This window comes from Lysinibacillus sp. FSL P4-0201 (genome assembly GCF_038593425.1).
In the GTDB taxonomy this organism is placed as follows: Bacteria; Bacillota; Bacilli; order Bacillales_A; family Planococcaceae; genus Lysinibacillus; species Lysinibacillus capsici.
This window is the reverse complement of the sequence record NZ_CP151995.1, coordinates 1,766,240-1,782,202: the sequence shown is the minus strand read 5'-3', so window position 1 is coordinate 1,782,202 and position 15,963 is coordinate 1,766,240. Positions and strand designations below refer to the sequence as shown.

Annotated in this window: 15 protein-coding genes; 2 read left to right on the top strand and 13 right to left on the bottom strand. The window is 41.9% G+C overall.

The features are described from left to right. Positions 1-80: 80 nt before the first annotated feature. The gene (locus MKY76_RS08655) at positions 81-764 is read right to left on the bottom strand and encodes a hypothetical protein (protein ID WP_342557662.1); all 684 of its coding nucleotides are present in this window, start codon (positions 762-764) and stop codon (positions 81-83) included. A 94-nt stretch (positions 765-858) separates the two neighbouring features. After that, the gene (locus tag MKY76_RS08650) at positions 859-1,290 is read right to left on the bottom strand and encodes a GNAT family N-acetyltransferase (protein ID WP_054550830.1); all 432 of its coding nucleotides are present in this window, start codon (positions 1,288-1,290) and stop codon (positions 859-861) included. A gap of 125 nt (positions 1,291-1,415) precedes the next feature. On the opposite strand from MKY76_RS08650, the gene MKY76_RS08645 reads away from it, so the two are divergent. Further along, positions 1,416-1,868 (top strand): MarR family transcriptional regulator, encoded by a 453-nt coding sequence (locus MKY76_RS08645; RefSeq protein ID WP_237900219.1) that lies wholly within the window; start codon positions 1,416-1,418, stop codon positions 1,866-1,868. A 43-nt stretch (positions 1,869-1,911) separates the two neighbouring features. Here the strand turns inward: MKY76_RS08645 and MKY76_RS08640 are convergent, their stop codons facing one another. Further along, the gene (locus MKY76_RS08640) at positions 1,912-3,267 is read right to left on the bottom strand and encodes an aspartate aminotransferase family protein (protein WP_342557661.1); all 1,356 of its coding nucleotides are present in this window, start codon (positions 3,265-3,267) and stop codon (positions 1,912-1,914) included. 140 nt (positions 3,268-3,407) lie between these two features. Here MKY76_RS08640 and MKY76_RS08635 point away from each other — a divergent pair, with 140 nt between their 5' ends. After that, entirely contained in the window at positions 3,408-5,045 is a 1,638-nt protein-coding gene (locus MKY76_RS08635) for a PucR family transcriptional regulator (protein WP_004229580.1), read from the top strand. On the opposite strand, the gene MKY76_RS08630 is transcribed toward MKY76_RS08635, so the two are convergent. The 10 genes from MKY76_RS08630 to MKY76_RS08585 are packed head-to-tail and all read right to left on the bottom strand — an operon-like array spanning position 5,034 to position 15,943. Next, the gene (locus tag MKY76_RS08630) at positions 5,034-5,861 is read right to left on the bottom strand and encodes an ABC transporter permease (protein ID WP_004229583.1); all 828 of its coding nucleotides are present in this window, start codon (positions 5,859-5,861) and stop codon (positions 5,034-5,036) included. The genes MKY76_RS08635 and MKY76_RS08630 overlap by 12 nt on opposite strands. 12 nt (positions 5,862-5,873) lie before the next feature. Further along, on the bottom strand, positions 5,874-6,815 hold the full coding sequence (locus MKY76_RS08625; protein ID WP_342557660.1) for an ABC transporter permease: 942 nt from the start codon (positions 6,813-6,815) through the stop codon (positions 5,874-5,876). Between the two features lie 16 nt (positions 6,816-6,831). Then, the gene (locus tag MKY76_RS08620) at positions 6,832-8,388 is read right to left on the bottom strand and encodes an ABC transporter substrate-binding protein (RefSeq protein ID WP_009374229.1); all 1,557 of its coding nucleotides are present in this window, start codon (positions 8,386-8,388) and stop codon (positions 6,832-6,834) included. A 17-nt stretch (positions 8,389-8,405) separates the two neighbouring features. Next, positions 8,406-9,377, bottom strand: a complete 972-nt coding sequence (locus MKY76_RS08615) for a P1 family peptidase (RefSeq protein WP_054550828.1) — start codon at positions 9,375-9,377, stop codon at positions 8,406-8,408. A 3-nt stretch (positions 9,378-9,380) separates the two neighbouring features. Then, positions 9,381-10,394 carry a dipeptide ABC transporter ATP-binding protein gene (locus tag MKY76_RS08610; protein ID WP_315057436.1) on the bottom strand — a complete coding sequence of 338 codons (1,014 nt, stop codon included), beginning with the start codon at positions 10,392-10,394 and terminating at the stop codon, positions 9,381-9,383. Beyond that, a complete protein-coding gene (locus MKY76_RS08605) occupies positions 10,363-11,397 on the bottom strand; it encodes an ABC transporter ATP-binding protein (protein WP_004229594.1) in 1,035 nt (344 codons plus the stop codon). The genes MKY76_RS08610 and MKY76_RS08605 overlap by 32 nt, the downstream gene beginning before the upstream one ends. Positions 11,398-11,412: 15 nt before the next feature. After that, positions 11,413-12,867: an aldehyde dehydrogenase family protein gene (locus MKY76_RS08600; RefSeq protein ID WP_048390125.1), complete on the bottom strand. Its 1,455-nt coding sequence runs from the start codon at positions 12,865-12,867 to the stop codon at positions 11,413-11,415. A gap of 10 nt (positions 12,868-12,877) precedes the next feature. Further along, positions 12,878-13,624, bottom strand: coding sequence for a glucose 1-dehydrogenase (locus MKY76_RS08595; protein ID WP_221680754.1), 747 nt, complete (start codon positions 13,622-13,624; stop codon positions 12,878-12,880). Between the two features lies 1 nt (position 13,625). Beyond that, positions 13,626-14,714: a tartrate dehydrogenase gene (locus MKY76_RS08590; protein WP_004229600.1), complete on the bottom strand. Its 1,089-nt coding sequence runs from the start codon at positions 14,712-14,714 to the stop codon at positions 13,626-13,628. Further along, entirely contained in the window at positions 14,711-15,943 is a 1,233-nt protein-coding gene (locus tag MKY76_RS08585; RefSeq protein ID WP_009374236.1) for a M20 family metallopeptidase, read from the bottom strand. The genes MKY76_RS08590 and MKY76_RS08585 overlap by 4 nt, the downstream gene beginning before the upstream one ends. Positions 15,944-15,963 lie beyond the last annotated feature (20 nt).

Below are 15,963 nucleotides of genomic sequence, written 5' to 3'. Positions count from 1 at the left end.
CGCATTTTGCTAAAGTGTTAATCTTCCTGATCGCCTAACCATTACAGAAAGTAGCATGGAATTCTCTTTAGAGAAGTACGCTAATCTTTGGAAATAAACTGCTGTATATCATTCGATAAAATCGCGTTTTCTGACGGAAACCAAAAATAAGTAGTACCATCAAATTGTATGCCATATTGAAAAGCAATGGCATCGTCTGTATAAAGGAGTACATCATAACGGTTCGTATCTCCATTTGGCTCAAAGGATGGGGCTGGTTTACTATTGACTAAAATTGCCTTTATAGCTGCCATGTCAGACTGGTTTGTATAGCTAGCCGTTTTCCGATTGCCTTCTTCCGTAGATGCGTAAAATTCTATTTTCTTCACTTCTTCTAATGGAACCTGATCAAAATTCCGTCGCGGCGGAGCTTCAGCTCTTATCATATAAATTCGATAGCCATTAATAACCGACTGATCCTCTACCGCAATAGCATCGTCAAGACCCTTTATCGCATAAAGCTTTGTTCCCTTCTCATGGAAGGCTGCATCGCCATCCTTAAAGCGATAGGAAGTTCTTTTGATATGATCTGCCACTTTAAAATCAACTTCCCCTATGTCCTTATCAATGAATGAACGATCGGCTAACGCTACTTCATATACAGCTTCATATTGCTCACCATCCCATTTGATTAAATCAACCCATTCGATGATGACTTGACTACCGCAAGCAGTCAGTAACAACAAACACATGAAACAAAGGCATATCCATTTCTTCAACAACATCCCCCCTTTCAGCAGTAGACCCAAGCTACGATTAAAAAGTTACAAAGTATGACGCTAAGTCTGGCATGTTCTATAATCGGGTGAATTTCGTCTGCTACCAGTATTTCTTCATTAAAATATGGGGGATGCCACAATCCATAAATTCTTCACCTTCACGCTGATAGCCTAATTTTTCATAAAAGCCTTCTGCATAGGACTGAGCATTTAATTTTGCTTTTGTTAGCCCTTTATCTCGAGCAATTTGCTCTAGGCCCACAATAACTTCCTTACCAAGGCCATATTGGCGGTATTCTTCTAATATACAAATACGCTCCAATTTGCCATAGTCCTCTACAACTCGAAGTCTCCCTGTTCCAACAGGTTGCTCATTGTAATACACCAAAATATGATCGCATGGAGCATCCAGTGCATCAAATTCATCATATTCTTCTTCCTCAGGGACTTGCTGCTCTTCAATAAAAACGCTTCGTCTAAAATCAAACGCTGTTTGTAATTCTGCTTCAGTTGTCACTTTTTTTATAGTCATTACTATTCCTCCTAGTTTCTCCTGCCTTATCATCTTCTCTAGGTGCAATTTCACTTTGAAGATGATAGTATTAGTATAGAATGATTTTTATTGCAATTACAACAAAAATCTCAGGAGGATCGAACATGAAAGAAATCTTACGTGAAATAGGTGCCATAGCACGGGCATTAGACTCGATAAGCAATATTGAATTCAAGGAATTGGATTTGACAAAGGGGCAATATTTATATGTCATCCGTATTTGTGAACATCCAGGTATTATTCAAGAGAAAGTCGCAGAGCTATTGAAGGTAGACCGTACAACGGCTTCACGAGCTATTCAAAAATTGGAGACCAAAGGCTTTATTGAAAAACGAATTGAACAAGGTAATAAGAAAAATAAATTACTTTTTCCTACAGCTAAAAGCATGGACATCTATCCTTTTTTAAAACGAGAGGGCGAATATTCCAATGCCCGTGCGCTTGAGGGGTTTTCCAATGAGGAGATTAACAGCATTCACAGTCTACTAACACGTGTGTTGCATAACATCGAAATTGACTGGGAAGAGGTGAAGAAAGGGCATAAACGGCAGTATTAAAGGCGATTCCTCGTGTTTTTCGCACATTTGGAATCGCCTTAGGCTAGACATTGGCTGCAAAAACTCGTTTTAATACAGCAACCATAAAATCAAAGTCCTCGTCTGTACAGCACAGCGGTGGACTTAACGTAATGATATTATTGAAGCCTTCAACTGTATCACCATTTCTTCCAATAATTAAGCCATTTGCTTGACAATCAGCCATGATTTTCGCGATTAGCTCAGGCTTAGCAGGTGTTTGAGATTGTTTATCTTCAACCAGCTCGATGCCAATGAGTAACCCAAGCCCACGAATATCGCCAACGAAAGGCAGCTCTAATAGGTCTTGCAAATCATGTAGGAATTGAATACCCAAATCTCTTGCTCGCTGCACAAGTCCTTCCTCCTCCATGATTTTTATATTTTCTAAGGCCACTGCACACGCTGCTGGATTGCCCCCAAACGTATTGATATGGCGAAAATGACTATAGCCGTCCGTCTCTTTAAATTTTTCATAAATGTCTTTCCTTATAGCTGTAATGGAAAGTGGTAGGTAGGCACTCGTTAATCCTTTCGCCATGGTAATGACATCTGGTCGAATATCAAAATGCTGATGGCCAAATAGCTTACCTGTCCGTCCGAAGCCACAAATGACTTCATCCACGATGAGTAAAACTCCATGCTTTCTACAAATGCGCTCGACTTCTTTGACATAAGTTGGATGTGGAATAAGCACTCCACCACCCGTGATGAGTGGCTCCATAATGACAGCCGCAATGGTTTCTTTTTGCTCCCAAATAATTTTTTCTTCCATTTCTCGGGCAAGTGCTAGGCTGTATGCCTCAATTGACTGCCCTTTTGGACGACGATAGTGATCAGGTGGAGCAACATGTAAGAAGCCTGGTGTCAGCGGCTCGTACTTAAATTTACGTAATGCCTGACCTGTAGCTGCTAATGCCCCAAGTGAACTGCCATGATAGCCCCGATAACGAGCAATGATTTTGTAGCGGTTCCCTTCCCCATTTTGTTGATGGTATTGACGTATTAACTTAAATGCTACTTCATTCGCATCTGAGCCACTAGTGGAATAAAACATCATATAGTCATCATCAAGTAAGCTGTTTATTTTTTCAGCGAGCCTGATGGCAGGTTCATGGCTTTGTGTTAAAGGAGCATAGCAAAGCTTTTTTAGCTGCTCATACGCAACCCTAGCAAGACGCTCACGCCCATACCCTACATTCACTGCCCATAAGCCTGACATGCCATCTAAAAAGCGATTGCCTAAACTATCTGTAATCCATGCCCCTTCTCCCTGCTCAATAATGGGAGGTGCTTTGTCGTTATAGATAGACATGTGATGCCAAATGTTTTCATGATCTTTTTGCTGTAAAGTATGTGTAAACTGATCGTTTCGCTCCATATCATGACCTCCAATCGTGTATCATCGGTGTCTTTTTGTCTATCACCATTTTCCCTATTAAGCTAGTTAATATTGAAATTTTCTGATTTCTCTAACATAATGAAATAGACATTGTACATTCGAAGGGCAGGTGCTAATTGATGTCGAAACATCCTCTACTCGTACGTGATGTCCTCAAGCGCAAGCATTTTGAATCGGCGAAGCTTATTGCAGGGCAGCACGGCCTAGATCGCCAAGTATTGTGGACACATATATTAGAAATTAAAGATTTTGAAACCTTAATCAATGGTGGTGAATTAATTTTAACCACGGGTGTCGGTTTACAGCTAGAACGAGAAACACAAATAGCCTACTTACAAAACCTTATTCGTAATGAGGCAGCTGGTCTTTGTATAGAAATTGGCGACTATTTTGACCATGTTCCCGTAGAATTGATTGCCATGGCAAATGCCCATCATTTCCCTATCATCATCTTTGAGGAAATTGTACGATTTATTGATATTACGCAAGATTTGCACACGTACATAATTAATCAACACCAGCAGGCACTTACACAGCTAGATACACTATCCAAAACTTTTATGGAATTATCATTAATGCCAAATGGTATTTTAAAAATATTACAAGTGCTCCATCAAGATACAAATGCTCCCTTTCTATTTGTTTCAGAAGATACAAAAAGCTTTTATTATCCTATGGAGGCTAAAAAATATTTACGTGTCATGGAGGAGCATTGTCAGCAGTTAGAACTACAAGAGCCCTTGCACCTTCTATCCTTGGGTAAAGACCATTTTGTCATTATTCCTGTTAATGGACTTGGACAAGTGTGGGGCTATTTATGTATGCATTCTGAACTGCCAAAGCAGAGTGATTACACCTTGTTAAATCTTGAACGAGCAACTATGTCGATTGCCCATATTTTAATGCGTAACCGCATGCTTCAGGAGCGACAGCAAAGCCGGGAAGATGAATTCATACTAGCCTTAATTCAAGGTCAGCCAGTAGATATTCAATACTACCAAAGCTATTTACCAATCGAAAGTCGTAATTTATTTTACCGAGTCGTCGTGTTCAATCTACATGATGAAGCCAATACTGTACCTGAAGAAGAATGGCAGGAAATCCAGCTACAAAATGCCATGTATGTTCGTTCGATTCTGAAAAAGCTTGGATTTTTCCCTACTGTTTCAGTAAGACAGCATGAGATAATTATTTTAGCCTTTTTCATTGCTGCAGATTATATGAAAGACAATCGCGACGCTTTTGATCAAGCAATTTCACAAATCATTGCAAGAAAAGCAGCACAATTTTTTGAGCAACTTACCCTTAGCTGTGGTATTAGCAATGTCTATCAAACGATCGAAAGTGTTCATCTGGGCTATAAGGAAGCCAAATCAGCCATCCAAATGCAGCATCATCAATTGACGAGCTCCATCTATTATAAGGATTTAGGTGTTTATCGATTGTTATTACAGCAGGATCAAACAGCTCTCCTACAATTTGTAAAAGATTATTTACAGGAAATTTTAGTATTAGATCAAAAAAGTAGCCATGATTTATTTCAAACATTAGCTGTTTATCTGTCCTGTAATGGCGCTAAAAATGATACAGCAGAACAGCTGTTTATTGTCCGTCAAACACTTTACAAACGAATAGAACGCTTAGAAAGTATACTAGGTGCTGATTTTTTACAAGCTCCCCATCGCCTCAATATTGAGATGGCTGTTAAGGCATATGAACTGTTGCAAAAGACAGCACCTGATCTATTACGATTTTGAACGCGGGTCCATAAAATCTCGTAAAGCATTACTGAGCATATATAAGCCTAAAACAAGAATCGTAATGGCTCCTCCAGGGGCATACGTATACCAAGGGGCACCGATTAAATAGGCTTGTGAATCTTTTAACATTCTGCCCCAGCTAGGGTTTGGTGGCTGTACCCCAAGCCCTAAATAGCTCAGTGCTGCCTCGGCTAACATTGCTGTCGCAAAAGTCACGGTTGCTGCCACAATAATTTGCGACGAAATGTTTGGCAAAATATGACGAAACATGATGCTATAAGGCTTAACACCAATTAATTTCGCTGCCAGCACATATTCCGAGTCACGTTGTTGCACAAAGCCACTGCGGGCAATCCTCGCAATAGCAGGTATCGCGATAATCCCCAGCGCTATCGCTGTATTCGTTATTCCTGGGCCGAATACTGCTACAAGCATTAATGCTAAGATGATTCCTGGAAAGGCCATTAAAGCGTCCATCGTACGCATAAATATTTCATCGACCCAGCCACCAACATAGCCTGCAATTCCGCCTATGAGAATACCAAATATCGTTCCAATCGCAACCGTTAATAGACCCACGGCAAAGGCTGTTTGTGTCCCCTTCATAATGCGACTAAAAATATCTCGCCCAAATTCATCTGTTCCAAACATATAGGCACCACCTGGACCACGCAATTTTTCAGGTATATTCATCGCGTTGACATCATGGGGTGTATAAAAAAAGCTAACAATCATGACGAGCAGAAAGCCAACAATGACGAGGAGACCAATGACTAAATTGATTTTTTTAGTATAGCGCTGTAATTGTTTCATGGTAGTCACCTCTTAACGTAATCGAATTCTAGGGTCCAACACAGAATATAAAACATCGATGATAAAATTAATCATGACGACAGCTACTGTAATATACATAACGATCCCTTGTACGAGTGGAAAATCCCGATTACTGATAGCCGTAATCAATAACTGACCAATCCCTGGCAATGAAAACACCTGCTCCACAATAATCGTTCCTGCCACAACCTCCGCCATAATCAACCCAAAAACCGTCAATATCGGAATCATGGAATTTTTCAAAACATGCTTATACATTACATTTTGTTCAGACATCCCTTTACTGCGTATCGTACGGACATAATCGAGCTGGACCTGCTCCAAAATGGCTGTACGAACATAACGAAAATTCACCGCAATTTGTGGAATCGCAATCGTTAAGGCTGGAAGTATTAGGGTACTGAGCGCCCCTGCTACACTTTGTGTCCAAGGTATATAGCCACTTATTTTAAAGAAGCTGAACTGTAGGCCAATGTAAAGAATAAGCATCATCCCTAGCCAAAAGGAAGGCACTGCCATACCGATCTGGGTTACAGTCGATAATGACACATCACTTAATTTATTTTGTCTTCTTGCTGCAAACATCCCTAAAGGTAATGAGATGATTAAGACAATGATAAGGGTGAGTCCTGCTAATGACATGGTGACAGGAAGTCGATCAAATAGTAATTCTTTTACTGGCATGGAAAATCGAATGGAATTCCCTAATTGCCCTGTCAATAAGCCCTTCATCCAATCCACATATTGTTCATAAAGAGGACGATCCAAGCCAAGCTCAGATCGTAAATTTTCAATTTGAGTGGGATCCGCCTCTGTTCCTAGCATTGTGCGAACTGGATCACCAGGTAAAATTTGAAAAACACCAAATGTAATAATGGATACTAGAAGGATGGTTGTTATTAACAGGATGATTCGACGTAGGATATACATCATAAGCACTCATCCCTTTCTAGTTTGAAAACTTGACCTCTGACATATCGTGGAACCAGAATGGATAGCTCTTGAGCCCCGTCACCTGTTTGTCAGATCCCCAAACGATTTGATAATCCGCAATATACACTGCTGTTGCCTGCTCAGCTAATATTTCCTGTGCACGATGATAGTACTCTATTTGCTTGGCTTGGTCGGTTTCCTTTAAAACATCAGCCATAATTTTGTCGTATTCTTCATTTTTAAATAAGAAGAAGTTTTCACTATCGTTTGTAGAAATGTAATCATTCAACACTTCAAAAGCAGATGCACGACCTGTTAAGTCAATCGTTGTCATTGCATAGTCACGACCAAAGTAAACGCGATCTAGCCAAATTCCCCATTCCACTACTTCAATTTCTACATCAATTCCGATCTCTTGTAGATTAGCTACGACAATTTGTGCAATATTTGAGTAAATATCATTGTGTGAAGACACTGTAATTTTTGTTTTAAAGCCATCCGGATATCCTGCTTCTGCTAATAACGCCTTCGCTTTTTCCACATCTCGCTCATACATGCTTTCTAAGCCCTTCTTTTGGAAATCGCCCATCGCTGGACTCATATTAGAGCCAAGTGGCACAGCATAGCCTGCAAACACAGAGTCAATAATATCGGCTTTACTAATTGCGTAATTGATTGCTTGACGAACCTTCACATTGTCAAATGGTGCCTTTGTTTCGTTAAATGTAACAATAAGAGAAGAGTTATTATTTTGGTGTGATAAATTATAGCTTCCCTCTACCTCGCTCACACGGTGCCAAGGAACACTCGTTAAATCAACTTCGTTTGCCATTAAGCTCATAATGGCTGCCTGATCATCTGATTGGAAGGCAAAGGTTACTTTATTCAAATAAGGTAATCCTTCTTGCCAATACTGTTCATTTTTCTTAAGCTCTAAATTTGTACCTGGTGCATATTTCACAAAGGCAAATGGACCTGTACCAATTGGATTTTCATTATGCTTCCCATCATTGCTCTTTGGAATAATAGCTGATTGTCTGCCTGTTAATGAATACAAGAAATTTGAATTTGGCTCTTTTAGCTTAATCACAAATGTACTTGCATCAGGCGCCTCTGTAGATGCTACATTATCAAAGCTATTGGACATTTTTTCCCCACCATTTTTCCCCATTAAACGGTCAAAGGAATATTGAATATCCTCCATCGTTAAATCATCACCATTATGAAACTTCACACCTTGGCGAATTTTAAACGTATAGGTTAAGCCGTCCTCAGAAATTTCATAGCTTTCAGCAAGTCCCTCCTTTAAGGAGCCATCCGTTTCAGGAGCCATTAGCCCCTCAAAGATATTTAGAATCATTTGATAAGAAATGGACGCTGTCGCTTTATGTGGATCTAAAAAATCTGGATCATCATTCACACGTACAACAATTTCCTGTGGAGCATCTGTTGCCGCTTGACCATCTGTAGTACCTGAAGTAGTCGTCGTTTTCTCTCCATCACTTGAACACGCTGCCATAACGATTGCCATTAACACTGTTAGTAGTATTAATCCGCTTTTTTTCCATTGCATGGCTGTTCCCCCTTTTTCTAAGTGCTTGTCTTTTGAATGCTTGTATAACTCTCAACATCCGCCAATCGTTCAGCGGCTTTAATGCCAGCCAGAATTGCTTCCTCCATCACCTTTGTCGCTAGCTGGCCTAAATAATCAAGTGCATAGGATTGATCCCCTGTACCAAGCACAAAAATCGTATCGCCATCCAGCATTGTATGAACAGGATAAATCGTGCGTGCTAAGGCATTTTGCGTAAGCTGCGCAATCTTTTTAGCCTCAGCCTTCGTTAGCTTGGCATTCATTGCTACAACACCAATGGTTGTATTTGTACCCGCTAAAGCCTCTGATTGTGCATGTTGCTCTAAATAGGCACAGCAATCCACCCATTGACCAGAATGCGTATCTCTTGCTCCAGCTAAAATTTTCCTCGTTGTAGGGTCCTTGACATCTCCAACTGCATTGACAGCCACGATAGCACCTGCTACAAGACCATCTTTTCCCGCATAGGAAGCACTACCAAGCCCACCCTTCATTGCAAATTCTGGACCAGCTAATTTGCCTACAGTTGCTCCGTAGCCTGCGCCTACATTGCCATTTGGAAATGAGCCAACTTGTGCCGCTTGTGCCGCTTCATAGCCCATTAGTGCTGTAGGTCGTGCATGTGGATCACCGATAAACAAGTCAAAGAGTACAGCACTTGGTACAATCGGTATTTTCGCTACTCCTGCATCTACCCCAATCCCTTGTTCCTCTAAAAACTGCATAACGCCTGTAGCAGCATCTAACCCAAACGCACTACCCCCAGCTAAACAAATAGCATGAACTCGGTCAATTTCATTGATGGGATCTAACGCATCTGTTTCACGAGTACCTGGTGCAGAGCCTCGAACATCCACTCCACAAACTGCTCCGTTTTCCACTACTAGCACCGTACAGCCTGTGATGCCCTCCTTGTTCTCGCGATGTCCTACCTTAACACCTGGCACATCCGTTATATTGCCAAACATTCTTCACACCTCACTTTTTAAATAATTATAATTTTCTGATTTTTTATCATATAAAAAACAGGCTACTCGTTGGTGATCATTTTCATTGTGAAGCTTCGGTCTCTCCTGATGGCATCTTTCCATCACATACGGGCAACGTGTATGAAAGACACAGCCAACAGGTGGATTCATCGGACTTGGTAACTCGCCCTGTAAAAGTATTTCTTGCTTAGGCTCATCAAAATTAACAACTGGTATTGCAGATAGTAATGCTTGTGTATAGGGATGCAACGGATTGGCATATAGCTCCTTCTTTGTCCCAATCTCCACTACTCTACCTAAATACAGCACTGCCACACGGTCACTAATATGCTTCACAACGCTTAAATCATGTGAAATAAATAAATAGGTTAATTGAAATTCATCCTGTAAATCCATCATGAGATTGAGCACTTGTGATTGCACCGACACATCCAATGCTGAAACGGGCTCATCGGCTATAATGAATTCTGGATGAATCGCTAATGCCCGTGCAATCCCAATACGCTGCCGCTGCCCACCAGAAAATTCATGTGGAAATTTATGCATGGCATCCTCAGGTAGCCCTACCTTTTGTAATAGCTCCTTCACACGCTCTTTGCGTTGCTCCTTCGTCAAGGTTAATTGTAGCTTCATCGGCTCTTCGATTATAGAACCGATTCGCATCCGAGGATTGAGAGAGGCAAAGGGATCTTGAAAAATCATTTGCATTTGATTGCGGTAACTTTGTAGCTTATTCCCCTTTAAATGCTGGATGGGTTGTCCTTTATATAGCACTTCGCCTGCTGTTGGTTCAACGAGCTTTAAAATTGTTCGCCCAAAGGTGGATTTTCCTGAGCCTGATTCACCAACAATTCCAAGTGTTTCCCCTCTATAAATCTCAATCGAAATATCATCAACCGCTTTTATGACCTTTTTCTCTTCCTTCATCGATTTACGCTTCACAGGAAAGTAGGCTTTTAAATGATTAATTTCCAGCAAAACTTCTTTCTCTGTCATGAGCCAGCTCTCCTTTCTCCGTGAATAAATGACAGCGTACCTTATGTGCCTCCTGAATGTGATGAACAGCAGGTTGCTCCTGATGACAATGTGCCAGCGCATGGGGACAGCGTGGCGCAAAGCGACAGCCGTCAGGTAATGCATACGCAGGTGGCACAGTACCAGGAATCGATGGTAGCCTTTTGACATCTGTTTCAAGGCTTGGCATCGTCTTTAAAAGCGCTGTTGTATAAGGATGCTGTGGATTTAAAAAGAGCTCTCTTACTGGAGCTTCCTCAACAATCTGTCCCGCATACATCACCATAACGCGGTCAGCTGTCTCTGCAACAACGCTCATATCATGGGTAATGAATAAAATGGCTGATCGATGCTCTTCCTTCATTTTTAGCATCAGCTTTAAAATCTGTGCCTGAACCGTGACATCAAGTGCAGTAGTTGGCTCATCCGCAATCAATAGCTGCGGATTATTCGACATTGCGATGGCAATCATAACTCGTTGTCGCATCCCGCCTGAGAGTTGGTGAGGATATTCAGCGATGACCTTTTCTGCATTCGCAATCCCGACTTCTTTTAAAAGCTGTAGCGCTTTATTCCATGCCTCTTTTTTCGATACCTTTTGGTGTCTTCGTATGCCTTCAATCATTTGATTGCCAATCGTAAAAACGGGATCTAAAGAGGTCATGGGCTCTTGAAAAATCATACTAATTTCATTGCCTCGTATACGGCTCATTTCTTTATTTTTATAGGTAAGTAGATTTTTACCGTTTAAAGTGATAGAACCTGACGTAATTTCTCCTGGAGGTATAGGCAGCAACCGCATAATGGCTAAGGATGTAATACTTTTGCCACTTCCCGATTCACCAACCAGTGCAACGGTTTCTCCTTTATGAATAGTAAAATTCACATCTTCCACAACTTTTGCCTCTTTGCCATTTTTTAAATGGAATTTAATTGATAAGTGATTGACCTCTAAAAGCACATCTTTTTCTTTTGGCTGTTCCATATGCGTCCCTCCATCTCAGTGTTGATTAGGTGGTGCATAGCGTATAGCGATATTTTTCATTTGCGTATAGTTTCGCAGTGCAACAAAGCCCTTCTCTCGACCAATTCCGCTTTTTTTATAGCCTCCAAATGGCATTTGAATGCCTCCAGCAGCCCCATAATTATTGACAAATACTTGTCCCGCCTGCACACGACTTGCCACATAGTGAGCCGTATCGATATTTTGTGACCAAATGCCCGCCACTAGGCCATAGTCCGTACTATTGGCTAATGCGATGGCCTCCTCTACAGTCGAAAATGTCAAGACGGTTAACACTGGACCGAAAATTTCCTCCTGAGCTAATGGATCATTTGGATCAACACCATCAAGTATAGTTGGCTGAACATAAAAGCCGTTCTCATAGCCTGCCAAAGTCAATGGTTCCCCACCCGTCACAACATAGCCATCTACCTTTGCTTGCTGTAATAATGCAGTGATTTTTGTATATTGTTGTTCATTCAGTAACGGTCCCATCTCCATATCTGCTTCACCTGGTCCTACTTGGATTACTTGGAACCTTTGGGCTAATCGGGAAATGAAGGACTCTTTTATTCGTTCCTCAATGAGTAAACGTGCCCCTGCTGAACAAGTTTGACCAGCATTTTGAATAATCGCACGTACAACTCCCTCTAATGCCTGCTCCATGTTAGCATCCGCAAAAACAATATTAGGAGATTTACCACCAAGCTCTAATGTCACAGGCACAACATTTTCAGCAGCCGCCTTCATCACCGCAATTCCTGTGGGAACAGAACCTGTAAACGTAATATGATTAATATCGGGATGTGAAGTTAAATAAGGACCAACTTCTCGTCCCAAGCCCGTAATATGCTGGAAAATCCCTTTTGGCAACTTATCGGCGAACCATTCTGCAATGGCATGTGTTGTTAGCGGTGTATCCTCCGCACTTTTCACAATGACTGCATTACCAGTTGCTATAGCGGCTGCTACACTTCTTGCCGTAATTTGAATCGGATAATTCCATGGCACAATATGTACCGTAATGCCCACTGGCTCTAGCACTACTGCATTTAAAAGCCCATCCTCAATCGGAATTGTATCTCCCATCACCTTATCCGCTGCACCACCATAAAATTCAAAATAGCGTGCCGCTGCTTCAATATCTGCTCGTGCCTGTGATAAGGGCTTTCCTACATCCCGACATTCTAGTAAACTCCATTCCTCTGCATGCTTACGAATATAATGAGCAAATTCGATCAATAGCTGCCCACGTTCATAGGCTTTCCATTGACGCCAGTCCTCTCGTTCAAAGGCTACACGAGCTGCACGTACTGCCTCTTCTACATGTTCTTTACTCGCGTTGCTAATTTGTGCAATCACTTCACCTGTTGAGGGATTCTTAACATCGAGGTATGTCTGAGCATCACCGTGAACCCACTCACCATCTATCAACATAGGAATTTTTTTCATTGTACCCCTCCTATAATCCACGGCCACCATCTACATGTAATGTCGTTCCTGTGACCATGCTTGCTGCATCTGAGAGTAAATAACTAACAGCTCCTGCTATATCTGCTGGCTTCACTAATCGTCCTAATGGCACAGATTGCACAAAGACACTTTGCTTCGTCTGCTCTACATCTGCACCTTGTGCGGCAAATTGACCAAGCATTTGTGTGTCTGCTGGTCCTGGATGAATCGTATTAACCCGAATTTGACTAGATGCTAGTTCAATTGCTAGTCCTCTCGTAAAGCTCTCTGCTGCACCCTTCGATGCAATATAAGCCTGTAAGCCCGGCCTTGGTCGCACTGCTGAAATCGAGGCAATTGTAATAATAGAACCCCTTTGCTGTTTTTTCATAAAAGGGACAACTGCCTTTGTCGTGATAAATAAACTTTTCACATTAACATCCATTAAACGATTCCATTCATCCATTGTGACCTCTTCAATCGGCGTAGCTGACTGGGCAATTCCCAGTGCATTAACAAGACCATCTATTCTGCCATACTTATCAAAAACCTGCTGGCAGATGTCTTGCACACGTTCCTCCTGTAACACATTGACCTCAAAGCATTGAAGGGCATCCTGTGTAATATCTGATAAGGCATCTATGGATAGATCAAGTCCAATAACTCGATTGCCCTGCTTTAATTGCTCGTGAATAATAGCCTTTCCCATACCGCCTCCTGCACCAGTAACCACAATCACCTTTTGCTCAACTGCCATGCTAAACACCTCCTGCTGTTAAAGTTCTATTAATAATTTCCTGACAAATCGCATCGCCCATTTGTGCTGTTGTCGCTTGTCCACCAATATCTGCTGTTTTCACAACGCCTTCCTGCAGCACAGCTGTAATGGCTTTAACAATGAGCTGTTCTAAATCTGGTCTGCCTTGATGGCCAAGCAGTAAGGCAAGCGACCAAATTTGAGCGATTGGATTGGCAATGCCCTTGCCTGCAATATCTGGTGCTGAGCCATGAACAGGCTCAAACATCGATGGAAAATCCTTTTCGGGGTTCAGGTTGGCTGATGGTGATAGACCAAGTCCTCCGACAATAGCAGAGCCTAAATCGGATAAAATATCGCCAAACAAATTGGACGCTACCACCACTTCAAAATTCTGTGGTCGTTCTACGAAATAGGCGACGAGTGCATCGATATAAATGGATTCGAGCTGTAGTGCTGGTGAACTTTGCTTCACCGCTTTGCTTGTATGCTCGTCCCAGAATTTCATCGAATGAATAATGGCATTCGATTTTGTCGCACTTGTTATTTTGGTTTTACCGTGTTGCTTCGCATATTCACAGGCAGCATGGACAATCTTTTCAATCCCAATGCGCGTCATGATTGTATTTTGAATCGTCATTTCCTGCGGCTGCTGTTGGTACAGTCGACCACCACTGTCCGAATATTCACCCTCTGCATTTTCACGGAAGATCACAAAATCAATTTCTTTGCCGTTAGCCAAGGGCGACGCTATCCCAGGTAGTGATTTAATAGGACGGAAATTCACATATTGCTGGAAATGCTTTCGAATGGGCATAATTAATTCCCAAACGGTAACATCATCGGGTACACGAGCATCGCCAATAGCTCCAAATAAAATCGCATCATATGTTTGAAGTGTTGCTAGTGCATCATTAGGCATCATACAGCCATGCTGCACGTAGTAATCGGAGCTCCAAGGAAAGATGGTTGTTTCAATTTGTAAGGAGCTATGTTGTTCTTGCAAACAATTTAAAACTTTTAACGCTTCCTGCATAACCTCTTTTCCTATGCCATCTCCTGGTATTACTGCTATTTTGATAGCTGTCATTGTGCATCACCCGCCAAAAATTTTAATGCTGCTAAACGGTAAATGGCCGTTGTTTCTGCCAATTCTTCAATGTCCACATACTCATTGATTTGATGAGGAATTTCTCGATCTCCTGCTCCAACCGTTACAATTGGAATACCATGCACATGAAGAAACGTCCCATCTGTCGCGCCTGGAACACCATTATATTTTGGTTCCTTTTCTGTTACCTCTGCCACAGCCTCATATATTGCCTGTACAACAGGGTCTTCCTTCGCTGTTGCTGTTGCAGGTCGGTTATCAAGAACCGTCAGTTCTACTTTGAAATCAGGATCATCTGCTTGTAATCGTTTAATAATCGCTTCAATCTTGCCCAGTAGTTCATCATGGTCCTGCGCAGGCACCGTGCGAATATCGAGTGTTGTCATACAGTGATCAGGAATGACATTGATTTGTGCATCTCCCTTTACAGGCGCTCGTAAAATCGTTGGTGTAATAGATGGCCAATTCAGCATTGGATCACGCCCTAATCGTGCTTGCTCCTCTTTTTCCAATTTTTCAAGCTCTACGATGAAACGTGCCATACGCCAGTTAGGATTGATGCCACTCCACGAAATCGCACCATGCGCCATTTTACCGAAAATATCTACCTGTAAACGAATAGCCCCGCGTTGTGCAATACACACATTATTTTCCTGTGGCTCACAGATAATCGCACCATCCACACCATCGGCCCAACCATTCTTAATAAAATGCTTAATGCCTAGCATAAGCCCTTCTTCATCACATGGAATACATAAAATAATTTTGCCCGTAAACGCCTCTTGATCTAGTAGCAATGACTGACAAGCTGTAATCATACAAGCCAGATTCCCTTTTGTATCATTCGTTCCCCTGCCATACATACGCCCATCTACAATTTCTGCTCCAAATGGATCATAGGCCCAAGCCTCTCGATTGCCCTCTGTCACCACATCCGTATGTCCTTCGAAAAGTAATGTTTTCCCAGGCTTGCCCGAATCAATAATACCAATGACATTTGGTCGCCCTGGCACAACCTCCTCGATATGCGTCTCGATGCCAATATCTCGTAAATACGCCGCTACAAAAGTTGCCACCTCTTGCTCATTGCCCTTCGGATCGTTCTCACGGTAAACGCTTTCAATGCGCACGAGCTTCTGTGTTAAGGCGATGACTGTCTCACGATCTCGCACATACGATTTTGTTGTCTTTAAACTAGTTACTGTCATGCAAAGGACCCCCTATTTTT

Coding starts and splice junctions, on each gene's coding strand:
- MKY76_RS08655 (WP_342557662.1), bottom strand. CDS start 764: ATGTTGTTGAAGAAATGGATATGCCTTTGTTTCATGTGTTTGTTGTTA.
- MKY76_RS08590 (WP_004229600.1), bottom strand. CDS start 14,714: ATGACAGCTATCAAAATAGCAGTAATACCAGGAGATGGCATAGGAAAA.
- MKY76_RS08640 (WP_342557661.1), bottom strand. CDS start 3,267: ATGGAGCGAAACGATCAGTTTACACATACTTTACAGCAAAAAGATCAT.
- MKY76_RS08610 (WP_315057436.1), bottom strand. CDS start 10,394: ATGACAGAGAAAGAAGTTTTGCTGGAAATTAATCATTTAAAAGCCTAC.
- MKY76_RS08650 (WP_054550830.1), bottom strand. CDS start 1,290: ATGACTATAAAAAAAGTGACAACTGAAGCAGAATTACAAACAGCGTTT.
- MKY76_RS08615 (WP_054550828.1), bottom strand. CDS start 9,377: ATGTTTGGCAATATAACGGATGTGCCAGGTGTTAAGGTAGGACATCGC.
- MKY76_RS08600 (WP_048390125.1), bottom strand. CDS start 12,867: ATGAAAAAAATTCCTATGTTGATAGATGGTGAGTGGGTTCACGGTGAT.
- MKY76_RS08645 (WP_237900219.1), top strand. CDS start 1,416: ATGAAAGAAATCTTACGTGAAATAGGTGCCATAGCACGGGCATTAGAC.
- MKY76_RS08635 (WP_004229580.1), top strand. CDS start 3,408: ATGTCGAAACATCCTCTACTCGTACGTGATGTCCTCAAGCGCAAGCAT.
- MKY76_RS08585 (WP_009374236.1), bottom strand. CDS start 15,943: ATGACAGTAACTAGTTTAAAGACAACAAAATCGTATGTGCGAGATCGT.
- MKY76_RS08620 (WP_009374229.1), bottom strand. CDS start 8,388: ATGCAATGGAAAAAAAGCGGATTAATACTACTAACAGTGTTAATGGCA.
- MKY76_RS08625 (WP_342557660.1), bottom strand. CDS start 6,815: ATGATGTATATCCTACGTCGAATCATCCTGTTAATAACAACCATCCTT.
- MKY76_RS08595 (WP_221680754.1), bottom strand. CDS start 13,624: ATGGCAGTTGAGCAAAAGGTGATTGTGGTTACTGGTGCAGGAGGCGGT.
- MKY76_RS08630 (WP_004229583.1), bottom strand. CDS start 5,861: ATGAAACAATTACAGCGCTATACTAAAAAAATCAATTTAGTCATTGGT.
- MKY76_RS08605 (WP_004229594.1), bottom strand. CDS start 11,397: ATGGAACAGCCAAAAGAAAAAGATGTGCTTTTAGAGGTCAATCACTTA.